18 protein-coding genes and 1 tRNA gene are annotated in these 23,818 nt (G+C 38.3%); 9 read left to right on the top strand and 10 right to left on the bottom strand.

Translation table 11 applies throughout. The features are described from left to right. Positions 1–44: 44 nt before the first annotated feature. From H8796_RS00685 to H8796_RS00650, 8 genes are all read right to left on the bottom strand, one after another. Positions 45–377 carry a helix-turn-helix domain-containing protein gene (locus tag H8796_RS00685; protein ID WP_117936156.1) on the bottom strand — a complete coding sequence of 111 codons (333 nt, stop codon included), beginning with the start codon at positions 375–377 and terminating at the stop codon, positions 45–47. A gap of 163 nt (positions 378–540) precedes the next feature. Next, entirely contained in the window at positions 541–969 is a 429-nt protein-coding gene (locus H8796_RS25565) for a hypothetical protein (RefSeq protein WP_117936154.1), read from the bottom strand. Beyond that, positions 938–1,171 (bottom strand): hypothetical protein, encoded by a 234-nt coding sequence (locus tag H8796_RS00675; RefSeq protein ID WP_117936152.1) that lies wholly within the window; start codon positions 1,169–1,171, stop codon positions 938–940. The genes H8796_RS25565 and H8796_RS00675 overlap by 32 nt, the downstream gene beginning before the upstream one ends. A gap of 107 nt (positions 1,172–1,278) precedes the next feature. Continuing rightward, complete coding sequence (locus H8796_RS00670; RefSeq protein WP_117936150.1) at positions 1,279–2,130, bottom strand: DUF362 domain-containing protein; 852 nt, start codon at positions 2,128–2,130, stop codon at positions 1,279–1,281. 73 nt (positions 2,131–2,203) lie between these two features. Beyond that, positions 2,204–2,773, bottom strand: coding sequence for a Crp/Fnr family transcriptional regulator (locus H8796_RS00665; protein ID WP_117936148.1), 570 nt, complete (start codon positions 2,771–2,773; stop codon positions 2,204–2,206). An 85-nt stretch (positions 2,774–2,858) separates the two neighbouring features. After that, positions 2,859–2,934: transfer RNA gene (locus H8796_RS00660), tRNA-Lys, on the bottom strand. A 94-nt stretch (positions 2,935–3,028) separates the two neighbouring features. Further along, positions 3,029–4,162, bottom strand: a complete 1,134-nt coding sequence (locus tag H8796_RS00655; protein ID WP_004306487.1) for an AI-2E family transporter — start codon at positions 4,160–4,162, stop codon at positions 3,029–3,031. Between the two features lie 19 nt (positions 4,163–4,181). Then, the gene (locus tag H8796_RS00650; protein WP_004299175.1) at positions 4,182–4,781 is read right to left on the bottom strand and encodes a thymidine kinase; all 600 of its coding nucleotides are present in this window, start codon (positions 4,779–4,781) and stop codon (positions 4,182–4,184) included. Positions 4,782–4,921: 140 nt separating this feature from the next. Between H8796_RS00650 and H8796_RS00645 the strand changes: the two genes are divergently transcribed. From H8796_RS00645 to H8796_RS00625, 5 genes are all read left to right on the top strand, one after another. Continuing rightward, positions 4,922–5,584, top strand: coding sequence for a hypothetical protein (locus H8796_RS00645; protein WP_117936146.1), 663 nt, complete (start codon positions 4,922–4,924; stop codon positions 5,582–5,584). 11 nt (positions 5,585–5,595) lie between these two features. After that, a complete protein-coding gene (gene rsmI / locus H8796_RS00640) occupies positions 5,596–6,270 on the top strand; it encodes a 16S rRNA (cytidine(1402)-2'-O)-methyltransferase (RefSeq protein ID WP_004299177.1) in 675 nt (224 codons plus the stop codon). Positions 6,271–6,303: 33 nt separating this feature from the next. After that, positions 6,304–7,161: a hypothetical protein gene (locus H8796_RS00635; protein ID WP_117936144.1), complete on the top strand. Its 858-nt coding sequence runs from the start codon at positions 6,304–6,306 to the stop codon at positions 7,159–7,161. A 96-nt stretch (positions 7,162–7,257) separates the two neighbouring features. After that, positions 7,258–7,950, top strand: coding sequence for a YjjG family noncanonical pyrimidine nucleotidase (locus H8796_RS00630; RefSeq protein WP_117936142.1), 693 nt, complete (start codon positions 7,258–7,260; stop codon positions 7,948–7,950). A 61-nt stretch (positions 7,951–8,011) separates the two neighbouring features. Beyond that, on the top strand, positions 8,012–8,662 hold the full coding sequence (locus tag H8796_RS00625; protein WP_004306500.1) for a MarC family protein: 651 nt from the start codon (positions 8,012–8,014) through the stop codon (positions 8,660–8,662). Positions 8,663–8,832: 170 nt separating this feature from the next. On the opposite strand, the gene H8796_RS00620 is transcribed toward H8796_RS00625, so the two are convergent. Together H8796_RS00620 and H8796_RS00615 are read right to left on the bottom strand one after the other, a co-directional pair. Continuing rightward, on the bottom strand, positions 8,833–10,386 hold the full coding sequence (locus H8796_RS00620) for a SusD/RagB family nutrient-binding outer membrane lipoprotein (RefSeq protein WP_117936140.1): 1,554 nt from the start codon (positions 10,384–10,386) through the stop codon (positions 8,833–8,835). A 16-nt stretch (positions 10,387–10,402) separates the two neighbouring features. Next, positions 10,403–13,591, bottom strand: a complete 3,189-nt coding sequence (locus H8796_RS00615) for a SusC/RagA family TonB-linked outer membrane protein (protein WP_187343896.1) — start codon at positions 13,589–13,591, stop codon at positions 10,403–10,405. A 448-nt stretch (positions 13,592–14,039) separates the two neighbouring features. On the opposite strand from H8796_RS00615, the gene H8796_RS00610 reads away from it, so the two are divergent. The 4 genes from H8796_RS00610 to H8796_RS00595 all read left to right on the top strand — a co-directional run bounded on the left by H8796_RS00610 (position 14,040) and on the right by H8796_RS00595 (position 23,796). Continuing rightward, entirely contained in the window at positions 14,040–15,230 is a 1,191-nt protein-coding gene (locus tag H8796_RS00610) for a site-specific integrase (protein WP_117934400.1), read from the top strand. Between the two features lie 865 nt (positions 15,231–16,095). Beyond that, positions 16,096–18,915: a TonB-dependent receptor gene (locus H8796_RS00605; RefSeq protein ID WP_233530860.1), complete on the top strand. Its 2,820-nt coding sequence runs from the start codon at positions 16,096–16,098 to the stop codon at positions 18,913–18,915. Between the two features lie 19 nt (positions 18,916–18,934). After that, complete coding sequence (locus H8796_RS00600) at positions 18,935–20,347, top strand: RagB/SusD family nutrient uptake outer membrane protein (protein ID WP_117934398.1); 1,413 nt, start codon at positions 18,935–18,937, stop codon at positions 20,345–20,347. Positions 20,348–20,838: 491 nt separating this feature from the next. Beyond that, positions 20,839–23,796 (top strand): SusC/RagA family TonB-linked outer membrane protein, encoded by a 2,958-nt coding sequence (locus H8796_RS00595; RefSeq protein ID WP_117971427.1) that lies wholly within the window; start codon positions 20,839–20,841, stop codon positions 23,794–23,796. Positions 23,797–23,818: the final 22 nt, after the last annotated feature.

The raw sequence follows: 23,818 nt of genomic DNA, 5'->3' as shown, positions 1-23,818 counted from the left end.
GAATAGCCTAAACACAGGCTTCTTTCCTCTGCTTTTTTTTGCTTTCAGGGCTGATTCTCTAATTGATTGCCTTTTTCAAACTGTTTGTAGGTTTGAGAGTCGGCACGTTCACGAACAAAAGCCCGAATATCATTCGCTCGATAGTAAGTTTTCTTTCCGATGGTAAAGTAGGGTAGTTGTCCGCTTACCCTGTAACGTTGAAGCGTTCGGAAAGATACTTTCAATAGAAAGGCTAAATCCTGATTGTCAAGTATCTTTTCATTATCATCCAGTACCTTATCGGTGTTTATAAGAGATTTTAGGTCTTGCCCTATTTCAGTGAGTTTCTTGGATAACTTTGCCATCCATTTCTCAAAATCTTCATTGTCTATATACATTTTACTTTATTTTTAGTTGAATATTAAGATTTTCAATCGATTGATGAAGCAAAATTCAGCAGAATAAAGAAGCTAAAAAAGAGGAGTAGTTATCTACTCCCCGAAAAAAACTGTTCGCAAACAGTTGTAAATAAACTATTTATAAAATCATCTTTTCTAATCTTTATCTGTTCTTACGTTTACGGTCTTCTTTGATAATGGCATTTCGCAAAGCATCTAATGTTTTGGTTAGATTATAGGGTTTACGGGTAAACACTTCACTCACTTTATCATAAATACTACCGAATTTCAGATTGAAAAGCTGTTCAAAGCCACGAGCCAGACGAACTTCTGGAACTGGCTTTCCATCTTCTCCGACTATTTGCCCTTGTAGAAACAGGGCAATAACGATTTCTGCAATACCAATAATCCCCAAGTCTTTTGACTTAGGGATTACATATAAATCAGATTTGAACTCTGTGGTAACAAATAAAACGAATTGTTCGGGATGATTTATTTTCAGGTTGATTAATAGCAGTTCAGAATCAATCAGGGATAATGCTTTGTGGATGTCTAAATTTTTAAGCGCATTTTTCCCCCTGCTCGCATTGATATAACTCTTTTAGGGGTGCTATCTCAATACGAGTGAGATTTAGCGTCCGAAAGATATGAGAGTAATCTTCTGAATAGCTAATTGTTACTATCTGCTTAATAAATTCCTCATAAGCATCTTTCATTTCCGTGTTAATTACTTCTTTTGAGGTATCAGCTAATAAGATGAAAAACCTCGTCTTCAATAAATCATTCATAGACATAAATTTTAAATTGTGGATAAATTATTTATATATCAAAGCGTTAGCTTTGTATGCTGAATGATTCCTTGCTTTGTTTGTTCTCCAAATCTCCTTATCTTAGGTTATGATTATAAAGTGTTGTGTAAAGCCTTTATGCCAATAGGGAAATATCCAAAGCACATAAATAGAGTTCCAATAGTGCTTATTAACTCTATATCAGGGTTATTCAGAAGTAATAAACCTACAATCATTAATATACCCTGCCATTTTTTTATACATTTTTCTTTTATTAATCCTACACCTTGAATAATTGCACCGATAGGTAATAGAGGAAGTAAATAGCAAACTTTCAACAATCCAGCTTTATCAACAATAACTTGTAAGAACGGACTGATTGTGATAAAGTCTCTTTCTGGAAGTGAGTCAAATGCAGATAAGACTAAACATAAAGCACCTTTATCTACAGCTAAAATAAATGCTCCAAATACGCCAATGATACAGCCCCAAAATCCCCAATTCTTTCCAGAAGATTGCAATCCGTTCATGATGCCTATCATTGAAACTATTATAAAGGGAACTGAAAACATGACAATCAAATGCCCAATATGATAATAAGAATTGTTGTGAAAGCGTTCCACTAAATCTTGTGCTGTAAATATCATCTTCATCTGTTCTAAATGGGGGTGCATCAAGAAGCCCACTAATAACATTATAGGGAAGAGCATTAATGAAAATGCTAGTCCTTTTGTTTTTACTTGTTCACTGAAAGTCATTTTGTAAAGGGATATACCTTCTACTGCAAGGGCTTTTCTTTTACAAACTTCGATGCAAGCACCACATAGATCACATTGCATTATATTCCCGATTCTTATATCTGCTTTTTTGTTCTCTTGGGAGAATACACTTTTAAGACAGACTTTTACACACTTGCCGCATTTAGAACATAGATTGTTATCAATCAGTATTTTCTTTGTCTCCATATTATTATTGTTTCAGTAATATGAAGCAAAACTAGGCAGAAGAAAAAATAAAAATCTTGATGGAAATCAAGACTTATTCGAATAGAATTCTTTTGCGTATGCGACTTAATGTTTCAGGAGTTACCATTATATATGAAGCTAATTCCTTCAGCGTTATTAGGTTGGGTAAATTGGGGCATCTTTGTAGAAGTTCTTTGTATCTCTTTTCAGGAGTATCTTTATATGCTGAAATGATATTATTCCACGCAACATATAATAGCTCTTCTGCTAAGATTCTACCTTGCTGTTGTGCCTCCATATTTGAATTATAGAATTCGTTTACATCGGAATGGGATAATACATAAACAGTGCTATCTGTAACGGCTTGTATATCTACTATAGCCGACTCTTTCTTTTGAAATACGGAATAATTTCCTAGTGGTTCATTAGGAAAGTTATAGGCAACTACATGCTCATTGCCGTTGTTGTCTATGCAAGTATATCTGAATGTACCTTCTATAATAAAACCTATATAGGTATGCTTGTCACCTTTATGAAGAAAATACTCGTTTTTCTTATAATGCCGTATTTTCCCTTTCTCTATAAATATCTCTTTAAACATAGAGAAGTCGAAGCGATCCATGTATTCATTGAATTGTCCCATTGCGTATGATTCTTGTATACAAAAGTGAATGTTAAAGAGCTAAAAAGAAAAATCCCCGATAATCATAGATTATCAGGGATTTTCTTGGTGATCCGCCTGGGGCTCGAACCCAGGACCCCAACATTAAAAGTGTTGTGCTCTACCTGCTGAGCTAGCGAATCAATCCTTATTTGCGAATCAGTTATTTCCTGATTGCGGGTGCAAAGGTAGTTACTTTTATTTAATTTGCAAGCATTCCGTAGAAAAAAGTTTCAATTATTTTTCCTCGTTATGGCTTGTCTCTTGATTATCAGTAGTTTCTACTTCATCATATTTTATCTTTTCTTTGTTGATAATAAAGCGTTGGTAGTAGGAGAGCATCAAAGTTGTTAGTGGCAAGGCGATAATCATGCCGAGCATTCCCATTAATGAACCCCAGATAGAAAGAGATAAAAGGATGATGGCAGGATTCAGCCCGGTAATCTTTCCCATGATTTTGGGGACAAGGAAGGTATCCTGTATGATTTGTACGATTGCAAAGACGGCTAATGCACATGCAATGATAATCCAGAAGTTCTGTCCGGTGTCGGCAGCTTTGAGGATCGCCAATAAAATGGTGGGAAGAAAACCGATGATTTGCAAGTAGGGAACCATATTCAATGCTCCGATGAAAAGTCCCAGAGCGATAGCCATGGGGAAATCGATAATCAGGAAACCAATGCTGAAAAGAATACCTACGCAGAAAGCAACTAAAGCCTGTCCACGGAAATATCTGTTCATACCATCCTGTACGTCGTGAACTAGGTTGGAGGCAAACGTACGGTATTTATTGGGTAACAGATGCAACCATCCTTCAGCTATTGCTTCGTAATCCAGTAGTATAAAGATTACATATAATAATATAATGAAAGAAGCAAGGATGCTGAATAGAATGTTGAGAGATTCTGCAAGCAAAGTCCACACTCTGGGGACGGTATCCTTGATTGCCGCCAGGATATTCTCTTCACTTAATACACGGTTCAGTGCCTGAAGATCGATGTTCTCGTGGATAAATTCAGAAAGATTCTTAGGCACATTGTTTCCGGCTCCATTGGTGAGGTAAGTCACCAGCAAGTCGTTCATTCTGCCTATTTCCGAAATCATCGGCGGCACTAACAGATAGAATAAAGTGACTCCGATAACCGTAATGAGGAATAAGGAACAAAAGATGGAAATAATGCGGCTTTTTAATCGTAGCTTATACTGGAAGAATTTGACTAACGGATAGACCATATAAGCTATCAGCCACGCAATAAAGAAAGGTAATAACACTCCGCTAAGGCGTTCCACAAGCATTAATATTCCTACAACTAACACACATCCGATGGAACCGCGTATAAAACTGTCGAATGTTATCTTTTTCCTTTCCATAATCTGTTTTTTATAGAGTTTATACTTTCTGCTCATCTTCCCCTCGCGCACGGAGATAACATTCCCTGCACAGAGGCTCATATTCGGCTGTTTCGCCTAAAAGAACCTGTTTCTCATTCTTGACTGTACGATGTGAGAAAGAAGCCAGCTGACCACATTTCACACAGATCGCATGAACTTTGGAGACTTCATCGGCAATGGCGCACAATTGTGGCATTGGACCGAACGGATTTCCTTTGAAGTCCATATCCAACCCTGCAATGATAACACGGATTCCATTGTTAGCAAGCTGGTTGCACACATCAATCAAACCACTGTCGAAGAACTGCGCTTCATCAATACCTACTACATCTATCTCGGAAGTAAACAGTAAAATGCTGGCTGACGAATCAATGGGAGTGGAGGCGATAGAATGGCTGTCGTGAGAGACTACGTCTTCTTCTGAATAACGGGTGTCGATAGCTGGTTTGAATATCTCGACACGTTGTTTCGCGAATTTCGCTCTCTTCATTCTGCGAATCAATTCCTCTGTCTTTCCGGAGAACATAGAACCGCAGATTACTTCGATCCGGCCTCTTCTTCTAGTCTCCTGTATGTGGTCTTCTGAAAATAATACCATGAGATTTTGTGCTTTCTTGATTAAATAAATATGTGGACAAAGGTAAGCAATTCAATGTGCAAGAACTGTTAAATTATCCATTATTTTAAGTTATTGCATAAATTATTCCTACATTCGCACCGTATAAACAATGGACTGACATGAAACAGAAGCTATTAACAGATATTGAGTTGGATGTTCATGAGTTGAAGTATCTCATGGATTCATTTACCAAGGAGCCGACTCCGACTTTGTCTGAACTGTTGAAGCGGAGCATTACACGGATGCAGGGACGTTTGGACGAACTGCAGCAGGAGGTGGATGCTGTTCAGGTAATTTCTCCGTCAGCTGTGGAAGAGACAGCGGAAGAGGAGGATGAAGTTGCCGGGTCTGAAGAAGATTCCCCCGTTATTATACAATCTCTCGAATCGGTTGACGTGAAAGAAGACGAGGAGGGAGAGACTATTGTTGCGGAAGAGAAACCTGTAGTAATAGCAGAAGAGGAGTCTGCAATGGTGGAGGAGCCTGTCGTTGAAACTGTTGTGAAAGAGGAAGGACCTAAATCGGCTGTGTTGGGAGAAAGTCTCAAACTGTCTGCCGGCTTGCGACATTCTATCAGTTTGAATGATTCTTTCCGTTTTTCTCGTGAACTGTTCGGAGGTGACACTGATTTAATGAATCGGGTTATCGAACAGATATCAGTAATGAGTTCCTACAAGACTGCAGTCGCATTTCTGTCCTCGAAAGTCGAATTGAATGAAGAAAAAGAGGCGGTGAACGACTTTCTGGAGCTACTAAAGAAATATTTTAATCAATCAGCATAAAACAAAAACAGATGGGAAAGCTATATGTGGTGCCTACGCCGGTAGGGAATCTGGAGGACATGACTTTTCGGGCTATCAAAGTCCTGAAAGAGGTCGATCTGATTTTGGCGGAGGATACACGTACTTCCGGTATCTTGCTGAAACACTTTGAAATAAAGAATGCAATGCAATCCCACCACAAATTTAATGAACATAAAACGGTGGAAAGTGTTGTTAATAGAATAAAGGCAGGTGAAACGGTGGCACTAATTTCGGATGCCGGAACGCCTGGAATTTCCGATCCCGGATTTCTGGTTGTTCGTGAATGTGTGCGCAACGGTATTGAAGTGCAGTGCTTGCCGGGAGCAACCGCTTTTGTTCCGGCTCTCGTTGCATCGGGATTGCCGAACGAGAAGTTCTGCTTCGAGGGATTTCTCCCCCAGAAGAAAGGACGGCAGACACGACTGAAGACATTGGCGGAAGAACACCGCACGATGGTGTTTTATGAATCACCCCACCGTCTGTTGAAGACGTTAACACAGTTTGCCGAATATTTCGGCGCTGAACGTCAGGCAACCGTGTCGCGTGAAATATCCAAACTCCACGAAGAAACAGTTCGGGGCAGTTTGGCTGAATTGATAGAACACTTTACCGCCACCGAACCCCGGGGCGAGATTGTGATAGTATTAGCAGGAATAGATGATTAAATAACTTCATTAAAAAACGTAAAACGTAAACGTATGAAAAAGTTAGCTGTTTTATTTGTATGCGCAGCCATGTTGGCTTCGTGTGATGGCTTTAAAGGTGGAAGTAAAGACCTGAAAGCTGAAAATGATTCTCTTTTGATGGAACTGAACCAGCGCAACGCTGAACTGGATGATATGATGGGGACTTTCAATGAAGTTCAGGAAGGTTTCCGTAAGATCAATGCTGCCGAAAGCCGTGTTGATTTGCAGCGTGGAACCATCACTGAAAACTCTGCCAGTGCCAAGCAACAGATTGCTTCTGACATCGAATTCATCTCCAAACAAATGGAAGAAAACAAAGCGCAGATTGCAAAGTTACAGGCACAGTTGAAGAACAGCAATTACAATTCTACTCAACTGAAAAAAGCTGTTGAGGCATTGACTGCTGAATTGAACGCTAAACAACAGCGTATCGAAGAACTGCAAACTGAACTGGCTTCCAAGAATATCCGTATTCAGGAATTGGATGCTGCTGTCAGCGATTTGTCTGTAGCAAAAGAAACTTTGACTGCAGAAAACGAAGCGAAAGCTAAAACCGTTGCTGAACAGGAAAAGAGTCTGAATGCTGCCTGGTTCGTATTCGGTACTAAATCTGAATTGAAAGCTCAAAAGATTCTTCAGAGCGGAGACGTGTTGAAGAGCGCTGATTTCAACAAGGATTATTTCACTCAAATCGATATCCGTACAACCAAAGAAATCAAGTTGTACTCTAAACGTGCTGAGTTACTGACTACTCATCCGACCGGTTCTTATGAATTGGTAAAAGATGATAAAGGCCAGTTGACATTGAAGATTACTAATCCTACTGAATTCTGGAGTGTATCCAGATACTTGGTTATCCAGGTAAAATAAGGTAGATATCCCTTTTGAATTGCCAATGTGCTGATTCCTGGATTCAAGAAATTAGCACATTGGCTTTTTTGTTTCTTATTATACGCATAACTACTGATGAAATATAAAAATCTTTTTTTTGATCTTGATGATACTATCTGGGCTTTTTCTCAAAATGCCCGTGATACTTTTGAGGAAGTATATCAGAAATATTCGTTCGACCGCTATTTTGACTCATTCAATCATTATTATACTCTTTATCAACAAAGAAATACAGAACTCTGGATTGAGTACGGTGAAGGAAAGATAACGAAGGATGAATTGAACAGCCAACGTTTCTTTTATCCTTTACAGGCTGTGGGAGTGAAAGATGAAGCGCTCGCCGAACAGTTTTCGAAAGATTTTTTCGCTATTATCCCTACTAAAAGTACTTTGATGCCTCATGCAAAGGAGGTATTGGAATATCTTGCTCCCAAATATAATCTCTATATCCTTTCCAATGGGTTTCGTGAATTGCAATCACGCAAGATGCGTTCGGCAGGAGTGGACGGGTATTTCAGAAAGGTGATTCTCTCGGAAGATCTCGGAGTGCTGAAGCCTTGGCCGGAGATATTCAATTTTGCTTTGTCTGCCACTCAATCCGAGTTGCGCGAATCCTTGATGATTGGTGACAGTTGGGAAGCGGATATAATCGGAGCACACGGCGTAGGGATGCATCAGGCTTTCTACAATGTGACAGAACGGACTACTTTCCCTTTCCTCCCTACTTATCACATCCATTCCTTGAAAGAATTAATGGATTTATTATAGGTTTTCTGGATTAAGTCGTATTTTTGTTGCGTTTTAGTTTTGCATAAAATACGATATAACCATGGATAGTACGCTTCTACCTTTCGCCTTACTTTGTTTCACTTCATTCTTCACGTTGACCAACCCATTGGGAACGATGCCTGTCTTTCTTACCATGACTCATGGTATGACGGATAAAGAACGTCAGTCTATTGTACGTCGTGCTACTATTGTGTCGTTTATTACATTGATGGTATTTGTCTTTGCCGGGCAGTTTCTTTTCAAGTTCTTCGGTATCTCTACCAATGGTTTCCGTATTGCCGGTGGGGTGATTATCTTCAAGATAGGATTTGATATGCTTCAAGCCCGCTATACACCGATGAAGTTGAAGGACGAAGAAATCAAAACGTATGCGGATGATATCTCTATTACCCCTCTCGGTATTCCTATGTTATGCGGTCCCGGAGCGATTGCTAATGCAATCGTTTTGATGCAGGATGCGCATTCTTATGAAATGAAGGGAATACTGATCGGTACTATTGCCCTGATTTATCTGCTGACTTTCTTTATTCTTCGTGCTTCTACGAAATTGGTAAAAGTCTTGGGTGAAACGGGTAATAATGTGATGATGCGTCTTATGGGATTGATTTTGATGGTGATTGCAGTGGAATGTTTCGTTAGCGGATTGAAGCCGATTCTGGTAGATATTGTGAGAGAAGGAATGATTCCTTGATGAATAAGAATGTACTATTCTAAATGTAATCTGATAAAGTTTAGGTTGCCATAATTCTTCATAAGCGTAGTGGACGTTTTTATGACTATCGAGATATAACTGAAATGAGACTGAATTCCCACCTTTCCCCTAGAGAATTCAGTCTCATTTATATGATTCAAGTCAATGGATTATCTGCTTCCGCCTGCCCACCAAACATTTTCACTATACACATATTGTCCGTTTCCGTATGCTGCTTTCACTTCGGCATTCGTTGTTGTGTCGCTATTGCCATAAGGACAACGTAATGGGAAAGAGTTTGGATTTTTTAGCTCAATAAAGTTTTCGCCTAGTCCTTTCATTCTGCGAACATCATTGTAAGATTCTGTCGCTTCTCCTGAAGCTCCCCATAATGCGAAGTATTTTTGAGTCATTGTTGTTTTCAGCGGTTCGGCTGTATATTTGGCTTCTACCGTATTATCAAAATAGCTTTCGGCTTCAGTATCTGTAATACTACTTGCCGGGTTGATGAGCGTTTTGCCCAATTCCTTTCTTGAAACGCTGAAGCTATTTTCTGCATTTAACAATCCGGCTACTACAGCGTCTTTTAATGCACTTTTTGCATCACGTCCCAATCTGCATAGAGCTTCTGCTTCCAGGAACTTTAATTCATGATAGCTCAATAACAGTGTGGGTGCCGATATAGAATACATAAATAAAGAAGTTCCATACTTGGAAGTACCTTGTTCCGGAGAACCGTTAGGCGCATATACGGCATTGTCAGCACTTCCTGGGGCTTGTTCTTTTCCAGATGCACCTTGTTTAGTGATGAAAGCTCTGGACAGGCGTGGGTCGTTGTATTCTGCCAGTTTGCTTCTCATGCTTTCGCTCGCACCTAATCCGGCACGTGCCACAAAGAAACCGTAAAGCGGATTTATATTGTTAGCGTCATATACGTCGAATGCTGCTTGCTCTTCTGCACTTTCGAAAGAGTTATCCACATATTCCAAAACCTTCTCCATGTCAGCGTCTTTGTTGGCAGATCTTTTAAGAAGGTGCATTGTGTAACGCGCTTTCAGACCATACGCCAACTTTAGCCATTTTTCAGCATCGCCCTGATATAACAAATCTTGAGCTCCCGGGTCTATCAGATCCTCTTTCTGCAAGTCTGCAATAGCATCGTCCAGGTATTGCATTGCTTGTGTATAGATCTCTTCTTGTTTATCCATTTTAGGAGTCAGGTAAACGGGAGAACCATTTTCGTCAACTAAGGCTGCCTGGCTGCATGGAGCATCTCCGAACATATCGGCTATCAATGCACAATTATAAGCAGCCAACACCTCTGCCATACCTTTGGTTACAAAATTTCCATAATCTATTCCTCCCTCACTGCATTGATTGATAATGATACGGGCGGATTTCAATGTGGAATACAGACCATTCCATGTATTATTGAAAGTGGAAGATGAGGTCGGTTCGCTTTCTCTGGTTTCTGCATAATACAACTGGTTGTCAACACCTACTTCATATTCAATGTAAGCAGATAGATAAGTATTGAAATCACCTCCTGCATTAGAGAATGCGGTAGAGGTTATTACATCTGTCAGAATGAATCTTCCGGCCACGCTTTGCGTATGTCCGTGATCCTTATTGATTCTATCCATTGCATCTTCCGAACATCCGGAAAAGACAACTGATAAAACAGTAGCGGCAAAAATGCCTTTGATTATATTATATGTTTTCATCTTTCTTTTTAGCTAATTAGAATTTTACATTAAATCCAAAACCATAGCTGGCTGTTCCCGGAAGAGAGAAACGTTCGAATGCACCTCCCATGTTGTCATTACCCTGTGAAGCTTCCGGATCGAAGCCTTTCATTTCAGACCAAACCAAAATGTTGCGGGCAAAAACATTCACATTCACATTCAGCCATTTCTTTGAGAATACCGGATAGCTTACTGATAATTCACGCAGTTTGATATAAGAATTATCATAAATGTAGGATTCGTCAATGGATCTTCTTCTTGTGAAATATGCTTGAGCGTCTGTTACCTTTATATCATTGGGCGCATAAATTGAGTTACCGTCTGCATCTTTTCCTGTTTCTTTAACGGAGTTTTCCACAATGAATTCGGTATTACGCATATCACCAGATAATTTGCTCACACCGTAATAGTTCATTTCACCTGCAGTACCACTATACATTTGTCCTCCCTGTTTCCAGTCGAATACTGCAGAAATACGGAACTTGTACAATTCGATATTTGTATTGAAACCTAAACGGAAGTCAGGAGATACAGTTCCGATAACCGCATCTTCTCCCTGCATGGGAAGTCCGTTTTTGTCTACTACAATCTTGCCTTCGTCATTACGCATATAGCTTTTTCCATAGATCACAGGGAACTTGTCACCAATTCCGGCACGTACCTGCGGAGTTACAAATCCTCCTAACATAATACTTTCTACTCCTGGAGCCAATTCGTCTACGTAATTGTCGATTTTGGAGAAGTTGAAAGCGAAGTCGAGTTTGAAGTTTTTGGTATCTACCGGAGATACGCCCAATGTCAACTCGTGAGTATTTGTGTGGATTTTACCTCCATTCATTATCATACTGGAGGCTCCGGTTGAACCTGCCAAAGGAACTTCGAATATCTGATCTTTTACATTCTGACGTGAATAGGTATAATTCAAGGTTACCAGTCCGTTTAAGAAAGTAAGATCTGCTCCCAGTTCGTATGATTTTGTATTTTGTGGTTTTAAGTTAGGGTCATATACCTTATAATATGGAATGTAAGCCATTGCTCCATTAATTGGATAAACAATAGGATTTCCCATATAGAAGCCGCCACCATAAGACGGAGTATAATAATAACTTTGAGTATAATCACCGGCCATACCAACTTCTGCATAAGAAGCACGTATCTTACCGAAAGTCAATATGTTATTCTTCAGGGGAGCCAGTTCGGTGAAGATGAATCCTAATGACACTGAAGGATAAGTGAAAGAACGGTTGTCACGTGGCATGCTTGAAACAATATCGTTACGTATACTTCCGCTTAGATAGAGCATGTTTTTCCATGCTACTGACAAGTTGGCGAAATTACCTACCGTCCGCTTCTTGTTGTATTGGCTTTCGTTAGAGAATACAGAAGCATTATTCAGATGATTCCATCCCGGGAAATTGAAGTTCATGCTATATGCGTATTCATATTTTGTCTTTTTATCCACAAACTCATTACCAATCAACGCGTCCAGGGTCCATTCTTCGTTGATATTCCATGTGTAAGCAGCGGTTAACAGTGAGTTTAACTCATTAACAGTGTAATGGTATTCTGAATCTTCACCTGTAGGTGCCCAGGTACTTCCATATCCGTAGATTTCTGAATAATTGGTAGTGTAAGCGTCATCACCGATCTGGTATTTAATATCCAGTTTGTGGTTGTCCGTTCCAAATTTAGTGGTGTATTTCACGAAAGCATTTCCGAAGAAACGTTGTGAACGTTCAGAGAACTGGTTATTGTCAACTGCCCAATATGCATCGTCGATCCAGCTGTCACGATATGTATTTTGTGTGTAAGGGTCGCCTTCTATGTGAGAAGGAATGCCGGCCATATTATAGCTGACGGGTGCATTATAGATCGTAGCAACCACACTGGTGTTGGCTGTAGACTGTTTGGAGATTTTTGAAGTCACAAAGTTTCCATTAAATCCGGTAGTCCAGTTAGGATGGAGTTGTGCTTCGGCGGACATTTTCACGTTATATCTATCCATACCAGTTGATGGAACGATACCATTACTCGTGGTGTTACCCAAAGAAAAGGAGTAGTTACCTTTGTCGAATCTCTGGGCTACATTGACGTTATTGCTCCAAGATACACCTGTTTCAAAAAAGTCCTTCATGTTGTTATATGCCTGTGGAGTAGCCCACGGATTCATGCCGGCAGCTGCAAGTTGAGGAACATAGTATTTTCCGGACTGTTTGCCATATTGGCTAGTGTAACTGTTGTCTGTATTTCCTCCGTAGGTAGGATCGTTAGCCAATTCGGAAATCTTAGGACCCCATGCGAAAGGAGATGACGGATCGAAAGTACCGCCTGAACCTTGTGCGTATTCTTGTTGCAGTTCCGGAAGAGTTGAAATCTTATCAAAGGAAAGGTTAGTACTGAAAGTAATAGTCGGTTTTCCTTTATCTGCTCCTTTACCACTTTTGGTGGTGATAACGATAACACCATTGGAAGCTCTCATACCATACAAAGCAGAAGCGGCTTGTCCCTTTAATATATTGATACTTTCTATATCATTAGGGTCAATGTCGACAGCACGGTTAGCATAGTCCGTTCCATACGCTCCATCGGTAAGAGAGGTACTCACGTCTGCGGTAGAAGCGATAGGCATACCATCAATTACATACAATGGAGTATTGTCTCCGGTGAAAGAACGAGAACCGCGAATCGTAATCTTTGAAGAAGCACCCGGCATACCTGATGATGGGGTGATGTCAATACCTGATACTTTTCCTTGTAAGGCTCCCGCTAAATCTGTATTAGCAGCACGTGTCAACGCATCCGATTTGACGTCTTGTACGGCATATCCCAATGCTTTCTTTTCACGTGAAATACCCATAGCGGTAACTACTACTTCGTCCAGCTTTTGGGCGTCAGCCTTTAATACAACTTTCAAATTTGGCTTAATAACTACTTCTTGTGTTTGCATTCCGATATACGAAATCTGCAAAGTCTTTGCAGAACTTGGTACATTCGACAAATTAAAATTACCATCTACATCTGTGATTGTACCCAGAGTGGTACCTTTTACCAACACAGAAGCGCCAACAACTGGCTGCCCGTCTTCTTCAGAAATCACAACGCCTGTGACCTTTTGAGTCTGGGCAGTTACTAGGCCTATGCCCACAAAAAGGCATGCCAATAACAGCATTAATTTTCTTTTCATAAATTCTCTCTTAAAGTTTAACTTTACATTATTTGTATCTTTACTCTAACAATTTGCAAATATATTAATAAAACTGAAACTAGCAATTATATTAATAAAAAAAGGTTGCAAATATAACATTTTGTTATTTTATAAGCTGTATTTATGCCGATAAGCATATTTTTCTCAACCAAAAGCGTTGATTGTTAAAATAGCTATTGACACTTTGTATGAGCAAAATGCATCTTTTAATATTTCTTTTACTCGTTTTTAGTCATAAAACACCTTTAAAAGCCATTCTTTTTGCTTTTTTCGTAAAAAAGCGAATAAAAAAGTGGCATTTAATTTAAAGTTTTGTGAATACACAGTTATTTGAAGATTTATTTTTTAGAGATATTAATGCTTATTCGCCTCTGATATAGCACAGAATTACGTCTAATTTGTTCTATTATTAATTAAAAATGAAAGTATGGAAAAGATCAGTTACAACCTTGTGTTTAACAGAAAGAAGAGATTGAATAAAAGAGGAATGGCATTAGTACAGGTAGAAGCCTACCTGAACAGGAAAAAAATGTATTTCTCCACCAAAATATATCTCAAACCGGAACAGTGGGATGCCAAACGAAAAATGGTGAAGAATCATCCTAATGCGAATGTTTTGAATCGTATGTTATATGAAAATATAGCAGCTATTGAGCAAACAGAACTTGGACTATGGCAACAGGGAAAGTCCATATCGTTAGATTTATTAAAAAATTCTATTGATAAACCTCTAAGCAACGGAAGGTCGTTTTTGACTTTCTTTAAAGAGGAGATAGCCAATTCTTCTTTGAAAGAAAGCACCCGTCAGAATCACCTTTCCACGCTTGAATTACTTCAGGAATTCAAGAAAGAGGTATTATTTACTGATTTGACATTTGAGTTTGTGTCTTCATTTGATAATTACCTGCAATCTAAAGGTTATCACCTTAATACTATTGCTAAGCACATGAAGCATCTGAAAAGATATATTAATGTTGCAATAAATAAGGAGTATATGGATATACAGAAGTATGCCTTTAGAAAATATAAAATTAAAAGTATAGAAGGAAGCCATACACACTTAGCTCCGGAAGAGTTACACAAATTTGAGAATTTGCAGCTGACTGGAAGATATACGAGACTACAAAAAACAAAAGATGCTTTTTTATTTTGTTGTTATGCAGGATTACGATATTCTGATTTCACTAATCTGACCTCTGCAAATATTGTTGAGTTCCATCAGGAGACTTGGATAATATACAAATCTGTCAAAACAGGTATGGAGGTACGCCTTCCTTTATATTTATTATTTGAGGGTAAAGGAATCCAGATATTGCAACGCTATAAAGATGACCTCAATAGTTTTTTCAAGTTGAAAGACAATTCTAATATTAATAAGGAATTAAACATATTGGCAGGCTTGGCTAAAATTGATAAACGTGTATCGTTTCACACCGCCCGTCATACAAATGCTACCTTATTATTATATAATGGTGCCAATATAACTACTGTGCAAAAACTGTTAGGACATAAAAGTGTAAAGACCACGCAGGTATATGCGAATATAATGGATATTACAGTGGTGCGTGATCTTGAGAAAACTGCCTCATCAAAAAATAATAATAAGCACAAAAACTAAACGAAAGTGTTCTGTTTTTAAGATTTGGTTATAGAAATGGAAGGTATAATTTTCTCTAATAGAAGAAAGTGTGTATAATTAAATGAAAAAATATGCAATATAAGTTCCGAAAACGCATATACATAATCTAAATATACACCATTATTACGAATATCATCACTCGTCCCATTTAAAGGAATAACTCGTTCCTTTAAAAGGAACGAGTTATTGGTCGTAGAGAAGCCTTTGTTTTCTTTAAAAGGAAAGGATTAAAAGCTAATTTATAAACCTGACAGCCTCTTGTAGCTATTAAAATCCGGCATTTTGGGTTCTTTCATTTTAGCATCAAACAAATGATAAATACTTCTTTTTACATAATTAGATGTAATTACACAATCTCTTTGATACAGAAAAAGCACATAACTATTCAATATGAATATTCATCAATCATATTCTCTGCGATTTTGGAGAAGATTTGAATCCACCCTGCATATTTTAAAACATGCAGTAATAAAATATGCATTTTTTCATCTGGAGTTTTTCTTTTTCGTAGATTATCGTTTGCTAATGAATATATTATTATAATCAATAATTATTGGATATAATTTAGAACAAGAAAACCATCTTCAACAGTTAAGATGGAAATAAGTTTTAGCTTATATCATATAAGATAAGAACTTAAATGATTAATTAATAGACGGTTATGTCTTATTTTTGATAGAAATCTGGTATCATAAATCAGCAAATTAATATGTTTGATAGGTGTTTAATATATTGATAATCTGCATAATAACCACAACAAAAGATTTATTGCCGAAGGAAAGTAAACATCGTATATTTTATTAGTAATCAGCATATTATAGTTGTATTTAGTTCTGCAAAGACTTTGCAGATTTCGTACATCGGTATGCAGACGCAGGAAGTGGCGATAAAGCCCAATTTGCGAGTGATTCTCAAATCTGATGCACAGCTAATAGATGAGGTTGTGGTAACCGGATATGGGGTAACTAAAAAAGCGGCATTTACGGGATCTGCTCAAACGGTGGATAACAAGGACTTGATGAAAAAAACAGATGCAAACTTTATGAAGTCTTTGGAAGGATCAGTTGCTGGTTTACAAGTAAATAGCTTGACTGGACAACCTGGTGCATATGCTTCTACTACTATTCGTGGGGTTGGTTCAATGAACTCCGGAACTGAACCTTTATACGTAATTGATGGTATTGCCATTTACACAGACAAAATGGGGGCTTATAACAAAGCCGGAACAGGGGATATGGCGGCAAGTCCGATGGCTAATATCAATCCTAACGACATTGAGTCCATCACAGTTTTGAAAGATGCTACAGCTACAGCTATTTATGGAGCTCGTGCAGCGAATGGAGTAATTGTAGTTACTACTAAAAAAGGTAGTCTGGGAAAAGCGCGTTTTAATGTGAATGCAAAAGTCGGAACTAGTTTTGTAGGTAAGATAGATCATAATTATCGTACGACAAATCTGGATAAATACAAAGAGATCTGGACCGAAGGACTAACAAATGCAGGATATGACGGTGAGGATGGCATGACTTCTGCTGAATGGCTGAATGCATATGTTATGGATTGGTATAATGTGGACTTGACGCAAAATATCAAGAGTGTGGATTGGCTGAAGGAGATTCTGCAAAATGGTTTTTCACAAGAATATGATATCAGTGCTCAAGGTGGGAATGAAAATTTGCGCTATTATATTAGTGGAGGATATTTTCAGAATACAGGTATCGTCATCGGAACTGGAATGAAACGCTATAGTGGACGTATCAGTTTAGATGGAAAAAGCGGGCGGATAGGATATGGACTTTCTGTGAATGGAGCACTCTCCGATATTAACAACACTATGACTGAAAGCCAATATACTAATCCTATTGTAGCAGTATATGACATCCGTCCGTTTGAACAGGTGCGCAATGAAGACGGAACATATAATACAAATGTTAATTATAATCCTGTAGCTATTAACGATAAAGAAAAAGGTGATAAACGCAATCAAAAGCAGATTACATTGGTTGTGAATCCATATTTTACTTATAATATTATTGATGGCTTAACATGGAAGACAAATGCAGGATTGAGTTTGATTGACTTAGACGAGTTCTTTTACAGTTCAATTTATAATCCTCAATATTCCGGTAGCGGTATGCTTGGTCAAAGAAACCAGGAAAGGGCAACAACCTTGACCATTACCAATACCGTAAACTTCAACCGCACTTTCAAAGACATGCATCATTTGAATGTATTGTTGGGACAAGAAGCACAGAAAATATCTTATAGAACAATTTATGCAGCTGCCAGTGGATATCCTAGTGATGCTGTTTTTGAATTGGACAATGCTTCCAAGCCAACAGGGGCGGGATCTTCAACCAAAGCAAGCACTCTTTCTTCATTCTTTATGAATGCAGAATATAACTTGAATGATAAATATTATCTGTCAGGCAGTTTCCGTTATGACGGCTCGTCAAGATTTGGTGTAAACAACAAATGGGCTCCTTTCTGGTCTATAGGAGCAAAATACCGTATCTCTAACGAAAGCTTTATGGAAAATACCAAAAGTTGGTTGACAGATTTGACTATCAGAGGTAGTTATGGAACTGTAGGTAATCAGGATATTGGTTATTATGCAGCAATGGGATTGTATAATTATGGATATTCTTATAATGGTAAACCTGGAGCTATTCCTTACCAAATAGCCAATCCGGATCTAAAATGGGAAACTGTTGCAAAAGCCGATATTGGTATCCATGCTGTTTTCTTCGAAAGACTGACACTCGAAGTAGACTATTATAACCAACGGACAAAAGATATGATATTTGATGTACCACTTTCTTACACAACTGGATTCGGGTCTATCCTGAAAAACGTAGGTGAGATGGAAAACAAAGGTATAGAATTTTTAATTAACGCTAACGTACTTAGAAATAAGGATTTCAGTTGGGATGTTCGTTTCACTGGTACGGCAAATAAAAATAAAATCATAAAACTTGCCACAGAAAAACCAATTGAGAATACTCTAACTATCAGAAAAGTTGGCGAAGCGTATAATACATTCTATATGCCGGAATATGCAGGAGTGGATCCTGAAACAGGAGAAGCAATGTGGTATAAAGGACAAGAAGGGGATGAGAAAACAAAAAATGTAAATGAGGCTGGTCAGCGAATTGTAGGTTCTGCCGATCCTAAATTTTATGGTGGCTTTGGAATGAATTTCAAATACAAAGGTTTTGACTTCTCTTTTGATACCAGTTTCACCTTGGGAAATAAAGTATATAACTCCGGATTTGCATTTGATATGCAGGTTGGACATTATTTCTTAGGCCCGGTATCTAACTATGTTTATGACAACCGCTGGCAAAAGCCAGGAGATATAACCGACGTACCCCAATTTGTAGCTGGAGACAACTCAGGAGCAGAAACTAATTCCAGCCGTTTCTTAATGAATGGTTCTTATTTAAGAATGAAATCCATGGTTTTAGGATATACTCTTCCGAAGAACCTTATGAATAAAGTGGCTATTGACAATTTAAGAGTTTATATCTCTGCTGACAATTTGTTCACTATCACTGCTAAAGATTTTATAGGATTTGATCCACAAACTAGATCTACCGGTATGCAGTCTTGGGCATATCCTGTACCTAGAAATATCATGTTCGGTCTTAATCTTAGCTTCTAAAAAATAACTTTAGAAATTTATGACAATGAAGAAAATATTATTTGCTTTATTAACCGGTTGGATGGCAATTTCATTCACCGCATGCGATGACTTCTTGACAGAAACGCCATCAACTTCTGTTCCGACAGAAGAAGCCTTGGTTACTACCCAAGATTTTCAGAATGCTCTAAATGGTGTATATTACACATTAGGTTCATATCGTTTTCTGGGACGTGATGTATTAGCAATTGGAGATGCGCCAACGGATATCACTTCACATTCCGTTGCAACGTCTCATTTCTATGACATCTTCCGCTATCAGATACTGGATACTAATTCATACATAGAAGAAATATGGGCATACGGATATTGGGCTATCGACCGTTGTGCACGTATCATTAAAGAAGGTGCTTCATTTAAAGAAGTAACAAAGGGGGATCTGGCAGAAGTGGAAGGATGTATCGCTCAAGCCTATGCAATTAAAGCCCTCTGCTCTTTCTATTTGACTAATATGTTTGGTTTGCCGTATTCGGAAGCCAATAAAACGACATTAGGTATCGTAAACGTTACTGAACCCATCCCTGCCTATTCACAGGTGTCAAGAGTCAGTGTAGAACAAAATTATAGCCTGATTCTTGATGATATAACGAAGGCTAAAGAATATTATGCTAAAGAAGGTGTTGAAAATGTAGGTAAACAGTATATGAATACGGCTGCAGTTGCTGCACTTGAAGCTCGCGTAAAACTCTATATGAAAAATTACGAAGGGGCTATTACAGCGGCTCAAGAGGCAATAACCCTAAGTGGTGGTACAATTGTATCAACCAAAGAAGACTATAAGAATATGTACACGACATTGACTGTTTCGACAGAAGACATTTTCTTTATAGCAAAAGCTGAAGATGATTATTTGTCTGCTAATGCTCTGAATACTTTATGGAATAAATACGGTTTGTCTATTAACAGCGCAACAATAGCAGAATATTCATCTAATGATATTCGTCTGGCACTTCTTGGCGGTACGTGGACTGGTGGAAAAATGCGTGGTATCACCACCAATAATCAGATTTCTAACTTGCCGGTTTTCAGACTGCCTGAAATGTATTTAATACAGGCAGAAGCATATGCAAAACAGGCAACTCCTGATTATGGAAAAGCTAAAGAAAAACTATTGGAAGTAGCTGCCAAAAGAAATCCGGATTTGAATGACAATGAAATAGCAGAGGATCAAACGGTTATTGATGCCATTGATAAAGAAAGAAAATTAGAACTGGTTCAAGAAGGACATCGCTTCTTTGATGCAAGAAGATTAGGCAAAATTATTAGTGTAGCAGATGGATCGTACACTAATTTCAACATCGCAAAATTTGTGTACCCAATACCTTCTTTTGAAGTCAATTCAGGTTTTGGAGTTATACAAACAGAGGGATGGAGTAATAATCTACCTCGATAAAACATTTTTTAATATTGCCTCCATATAAGGATAAGTTTTAAATAAATAGATGAGACCTGCAATTTTAGAATTAATCGAAATTGCAGGTCTTATTATTTATAAATATATACATAAGTAGTTTTACGTAAGAAACAATAACTCGGTTGCGAAATTTCAATGAACGCCATATTTACTTTGATTAATAATCAACATTTGAATATTAGTCTGAATTAGTTTGTTACAATTTTCTTCATATAGTATTCCCTTACTAAATAAATATCACGTTTATTATCAGATGATTACATCTATTTTGGGTAGAGATTAAGTATTACATATATAGACTGGCAATAATAACGAATTTATTTAATTATCTAATAATTAAGTATATATGTATCATTGATTAAGAAAAGAAAAAGCTTCCCACGCCTAAATATCAGACAATATATTATTGATAATCAATAATATATAAAATATTTAGTTCTGCAAAGACTTTGCAGATTTCGTATATCGGAATGCAAACACAAGAAGTGGCTATTAAACCTAAACTGAAAATCGTCTTAAAGTCTGATACAGAGGTGCTTGATGAGGTGATTGTTACAGCTTACGGTACTTCTACCAAAGGAACTTTTACCGGATCTGCTTCCGTGATGAAAGCTGATAAGATTGAAAAGCGTCAAGTTTCCAATGTATCTAATGCGTTGGCTGGTGCAGTAGCCGGTGTACAGATTTTGAGTGATAATGGTCAGCCGGGCGAGTCTGCCAAAGTTCGTATCCGTGGTGTTGGGTCAATCAATGCAGGTATGGAACCTTTATATGTAGTGGATGGAGTTCCCTATGATGGAGATTTGTCTTCCATAAACTCTGCTGATATTGAAACGATGACAGTATTAAAAGATGCTGCTTCTACTGCATTGTATGGTGCTCGTGGTGCCAACGGTATTATTATGATTACTACTAAAAGAGGTACCTCCGGTAAAGCTCGCATTAACTTCGATGCTAAATGGGGTGCTAACTCACGGGCAATTAAGACATATGATGTAATGACTAGCCCGAAAAATTATATTGAAACTGCCTATCAGTCAATTTATAATTCTCAGATAAGCTTGGGATACTCTCCTGAAGATGCTAATATCAGAGCAAATAAGATTCTTCCGTCCGAAGCTTCCGGTGGTTTGGGGTATCAGGTATATACAACGGCTCCGGGTGAGTTATTGGTTGGTTCCAATGGTAAACTGAATCCGAATGCTACTTTGGGTTACTCTGACGGTCAATATTACTATACTCCGGATAATTGGGCAGATGAAACTTTCCAGAATAATCTTCGTCAGGAATATAATCTGAGTGCATCCGGTGGTAGTGATAAAGGAACTTATTATTTCGCTTTCGGATACTTGGATGACCAGGGAGTCATTTCCGGTTCAGGTTTCAAACGTCTTAATGGTCGTTTTAAAGGAGATTATAAGCTGTATAGCTGGTTGAAAATTGGAGCTAATGTTAGCTATGTCAATACAGAGAGCCGCTACCCGGGAGATCAGGATGCAAATGCTACCGCTTCTTCAGGAAACGCCTTCTATATAGCAAACAATATGGCACCTATCTATCCTTTGTATGTTCGTGGTGCTGACAAGCAGATTCTATTGAACAACGGACGTAAAGTGTATGACTATGGAGACGGACAGAGTACAAATTTCTCTCGTTCTTTCATGTCAATCGCTAACCCTTCCGGTGACTTGATTTATAACAAAAGAGAATATTTGAGTGATGTAATAAACGCTAACTGGTTTGCAGAGATAACTCCTATCACAGGTTTGACAATATCTGCACGCTACGGTTTGAATATCGACAATACCCGTCAAAATGAAATGGGTAATGCATATATGGGACAGTCTGCTTCTTATGGTGGTACTGCTTATCAGGCTGCTATTCGTACTTATGGATTTGACCAGCAGTATGTTGCAAATTATCAATTTGCACTTAAAGATGTACATCACTTCGATGTAACAGCCGGTTATGATGGTTATTCCTATGAATATACACTGTTGGAAGGTAGTGGACAGAATCTGTATAATCCGGAAAGCTTCTATTTGGGTAATGTGATTGATAAATTCACGATAGGTGGCAAAAAGGACTTGTACTCAACAAAAGGTTTCTTTGGTCGTGTGAACTATTCATATAATGATACCTATTTTGGAAACGTTTCTTATCGTCGTGATGCTTCTTCCCGTTTTGCTCCGGAGAATCGTTGGGGTAACTTCTGGTCTGCAAGTGTGGCATGGATGTTGACTCGTGAAAGCTTTATGGAAGATATTACATGGGTGAATATGTTGAAATTCAAAGCTTCTTTCGGTCAGCAAGGTAATGATGATATTCTTTACCCGGGCGTTCTTCTGGAAAAGAACTACTATCCTTGGTTGGATCAATATAAGATGACTGGTGCTAATGGTACATTTGCCGATGGTACATTATTATATAAAGGTAACCCGGATATTACTTGGGAAACTTCTACTTCATATAATATCGGTGCCGATTTTGGTCTGTTCAACAATAAGTTGAATGGTAGTATTGAATACTTTGGCCGCAAATCAAAAGATATGCTTTACAATAGACCGACAGCCGGTAGCTTGGGATATACAGCAGTTCCGATGAATGTTGGTTCTATGACAAACTCTGGTGTTGAAATTGATTTGAATTATCAGATCATGGCCAATAAGAAATTTAATTGGAGTGTGAACCTGAATGCAACATTCGTTAAGAATAAGATTAATAAACTGCATCCTGACTTGAACGGAAAACTGATTGATAGTGACCGTATCTATGAAGAGGGAGAATCTATGTACCGTATGTATCTGGTTGATTACGCAGGCGTGGATGAAAAAACCGGAGAAGCCTTGTACTGGGCAAAGGATGATAATGGCAATGCAATTAAAACACCGGAATATTCAACAGCTGAAAATTATAAAGTAGCTACTGATGATATGATGCCTACTGTCTACGGTGGTTTGGGAACAACATTTGAAGCTTACGGATTCGACGCTTCTATTCAGTTGTCTTATCAGTTGGGCGGTAAAATCTATGATACCGGTTACAGACGTCTGATGCACGGAGGTGCTTCAAGCAGTGCAGGATGGAACTGGCACAAAGACATATACAATGCCTGGACACCGGAAAATCCGACTTCCAATATTCCTCGTCTGAATGCAGGTGATAAATATACAAACTCTGCATCCACTCGTTGGTTGACAAGCTCTGACTATTTGAGTATCAACAATATTACTGTAGGATATACTCTGCCGCAACAACTGGTGAAGAAAGTCATGCTTGACAAAGTACGTGTATACTTCACTGCTGATAATGTTGCTTTGATCTCTGCACGTAAAGGTCTTGACCCGCGTCAGAGCTATATTTCGGCTACAACAGCACTTTATACTCCTATTCGTACGATTTCGGGAGGTATTAGTCTTACATTTTAATTGAACTACAAATCAAGAACTT

It is taken from the genome of Bacteroides sp. M10, assembly GCF_014334015.1.
Classification (GTDB): Bacteria; Bacteroidota; Bacteroidia; order Bacteroidales; family Bacteroidaceae; genus Bacteroides; species Bacteroides intestinigallinarum.
The sequence above is the reverse complement of the archived record's forward strand: the minus strand, read 5'-3'. Positions and strand labels throughout refer to the sequence as shown.

Excerpts from the sequence above, each read along its gene's own strand:
- H8796_RS00685 (WP_117936156.1), bottom strand. The coding sequence starts at position 377 with ATGTATATAGACAATGAAGATTTTGAGAAATGGATGGCAAAGTTATCC.
- H8796_RS00675 (WP_117936152.1), bottom strand. The coding sequence starts at position 1,171 with ATGTCTATGAATGATTTATTGAAGACGAGGTTTTTCATCTTATTAGCT.
- H8796_RS00670 (WP_117936150.1), bottom strand. The coding sequence starts at position 2,130 with ATGGAGACAAAGAAAATACTGATTGATAACAATCTATGTTCTAAATGC.
- H8796_RS00665 (WP_117936148.1), bottom strand. The coding sequence starts at position 2,773 with ATGGGACAATTCAATGAATACATGGATCGCTTCGACTTCTCTATGTTT.
- H8796_RS00655 (WP_004306487.1), bottom strand. The coding sequence starts at position 4,162 with ATGGAAAGGAAAAAGATAACATTCGACAGTTTTATACGCGGTTCCATC.
- H8796_RS00650 (WP_004299175.1), bottom strand. The coding sequence starts at position 4,781 with ATGGTATTATTTTCAGAAGACCACATACAGGAGACTAGAAGAAGAGGC.
- H8796_RS00645 (WP_117936146.1), top strand. The coding sequence starts at position 4,922 with ATGAAACAGAAGCTATTAACAGATATTGAGTTGGATGTTCATGAGTTG.
- rsmI (WP_004299177.1), top strand. The coding sequence starts at position 5,596 with ATGGGAAAGCTATATGTGGTGCCTACGCCGGTAGGGAATCTGGAGGAC.
- H8796_RS00635 (WP_117936144.1), top strand. The coding sequence starts at position 6,304 with ATGAAAAAGTTAGCTGTTTTATTTGTATGCGCAGCCATGTTGGCTTCG.
- H8796_RS00630 (WP_117936142.1), top strand. The coding sequence starts at position 7,258 with ATGAAATATAAAAATCTTTTTTTTGATCTTGATGATACTATCTGGGCT.
- H8796_RS00625 (WP_004306500.1), top strand. The coding sequence starts at position 8,012 with ATGGATAGTACGCTTCTACCTTTCGCCTTACTTTGTTTCACTTCATTC.
- H8796_RS00620 (WP_117936140.1), bottom strand. The coding sequence starts at position 10,386 with ATGAAAACATATAATATAATCAAAGGCATTTTTGCCGCTACTGTTTTA.
- H8796_RS00615 (WP_187343896.1), bottom strand. The coding sequence starts at position 13,591 with ATGAAAAGAAAATTAATGCTGTTATTGGCATGCCTTTTTGTGGGCATA.
- H8796_RS00610 (WP_117934400.1), top strand. The coding sequence starts at position 14,040 with ATGGAAAAGATCAGTTACAACCTTGTGTTTAACAGAAAGAAGAGATTG.
- H8796_RS00600 (WP_117934398.1), top strand. The coding sequence starts at position 18,935 with ATGACAATGAAGAAAATATTATTTGCTTTATTAACCGGTTGGATGGCA.
- H8796_RS00595 (WP_117971427.1), top strand. The coding sequence starts at position 20,839 with ATGCAAACACAAGAAGTGGCTATTAAACCTAAACTGAAAATCGTCTTA.